Source organism: Methanoregula sp., from assembly GCF_002835825.1.
Lineage (GTDB): Archaea > Halobacteriota > Methanomicrobia > Methanomicrobiales > Methanospirillaceae > Methanoregula.
Window position 1 is genome coordinate 1 of record NZ_PIZH01000419.1, and the last position, 1,794, is coordinate 1,794.

Sequence of the window (1,794 nt, forward strand, 5' to 3'; positions counted from 1 at the left end):
TATTTTTATTGTTTTTTTACTGCTGTACTGGGTGTTATCAACTACAATTTAGCTTATTATGATAAGAGCTTTGTTGTTTACACTCTATATACAGACAAAGATGTCGCCAGCAGGATCACGGTGGAATGTATCGCCGCTGGCAGAGGCGCAACACAATCGCAAAACCCGGCCGTCCTTTGATCGGGGTACACACGATAATATACAAAAAAAGAAAAAACGAAAACCAGAGGGCCGGCAGGAGCCGGGCACCTTATTCCATGCGGATAGCTTCTGACGGGCAGACATCCACGCAGGTCTGGCAATCGACACACATGTCCTTGTCTACCTTTGCCTTGTCGTTCTCCATGGTGATTGCTGATGCGGGACACTCGCTCACGCAGGTTTCACATCCGGTACACTTATCGTTGTCAACGATTGCTACCAACTCGTTCACTCCGGTCTATATGTTTCTATTCAGGGTAAAAAAAGGGTTACTATCCGGGCACTGGAGTTGCAGGACGACCGGGGCCGGAAGAATAGAGGAGGAAAAATCGGGATTGGTGAAGGAAGATGTTACTTCTTCAGCCCAAGGACATCGTTCATATCGTATATGCCAGGCTTTTTCCCGACAACCCAGCGGGCTGCCCGCAAGGCGCCGCTGCCAAAGGCCGGCCGATCATAAGCACGGTGCGCGAGCTCGCAGGTCTAGAATTCCTTCGAATAAATGACTTTATAATCGCCGACAATGTCCCCGCCCCGTATCACGTGTGCGACGAACTCATGTTTCCGCTCTGTCATGCCTTCGCGCCCATACAGTTTCTCGCGGCTGCCGGCCTCTTCCTCAATGATCTGGAGGAGGGTTTTTGCCGTACCGCTCGGGGCGTCCTTCTTGTTCCGGTGGTGTGCCTCGATGAGCTCGATATCATAGTCTTTCAAGAGCCGTGCCGATTCGCGCACGAGCTGCTGGAAGATGGCGACCCCGATCGAGAAGTTGGTAGTAATAACGGCCGGGACATGGCCGAGGATCGCCTTCTCCATCTCTGCCCGCTGTGCCGGTGATATACCAGTAGTGCCGATAATCAGGGCGCAGTTGTTCCGTGCCGCCACCTGAACGTTCCCGACAACCGCACTGGCAATCGTGAAATCGATGACAACGTCTGCCTGTGTCCTTTTCAGGAGCGCATCGGCATCCTTTGCCTCAACGATCTCGGCCCCGAAAAAGGAACTGGGCTTGAGATTGATGCCCCCCACCAGTTCCAGGTCATCGGATTCATGGACCATCCTCCCAAGGGTCTGCCCCATCCTGCCCGAAGCTCCGCAGATGACTACGTTTACCATGACTGCATCACCGCGTGCGCCGTCGGGGGGCGGGTTTGGTTTTCCTTTTTGCCGCTGCTGCCTTCACCGGCTTCTTTGCGACGGTCTTTGTCGGAGTCTTTACTTTCGGCACAGATCCTTTGATCGGGATGGTCGCAAGCACCTTTTTGAGCTGCTCGGCCTTCTTTGCATCCAGTTCATCGAGGGGAAGCCTTACCGGACCACCAGCAAGCCCCATCAGCTCGACCGCTTTCTTGACCGGGATCGGGTTGGTGTCGATGAACAGGGCACGGTGGAGGGGGGACATGGCATAGTGGATCACGAGAGCCTTCTGGTAATCGCCCTGCCGGAACGCCTCATACATCGCGACCATCCGTGCCGGGTCGACATTTGCCGTGACAGAGATGACACCGGAACCGCCGAGTGCAAGGATCGGGAGAGTAATACCGTCATCCCCGGACATGACATGGAAATCCTCATCCTGCGTCTCCTCAATGA

At 54.3% G+C, this 1,794-nt stretch carries 3 protein-coding genes and 1 pseudogene; 1 reads left to right on the forward strand and 3 read right to left on the reverse strand.

Annotation, left to right across the window (positions count from 1 at the left end):
- A partial coding sequence (locus CW742_RS11785) for a hypothetical protein (protein WP_292420618.1) occupies positions 1-180 on the forward strand: 180 nt, incomplete at its 5' end.
- Between the two features lie 70 nt (positions 181-250).
- Here CW742_RS11785 and CW742_RS11790 read toward each other — a convergent pair.
- From CW742_RS11790 to CW742_RS11800, 3 genes and pseudogenes are all read right to left on the reverse strand, one after another.
- Positions 251-424, reverse strand: coding sequence for a DUF362 domain-containing protein (locus CW742_RS11790; RefSeq protein ID WP_292420619.1), 174 nt, complete (start codon positions 422-424; stop codon positions 251-253).
- 128 nt (positions 425-552) lie between these two features.
- Positions 553-1,317 (reverse strand): annotated as a pseudogene (gene dapB, locus CW742_RS11795) (4-hydroxy-tetrahydrodipicolinate reductase).
- A 7-nt stretch (positions 1,318-1,324) separates the two neighbouring features.
- The coding region (locus tag CW742_RS11800; RefSeq protein ID WP_292420621.1) for a dihydrodipicolinate synthase family protein at positions 1,325-1,794 on the reverse strand (470 nt) is incomplete at its 5' end.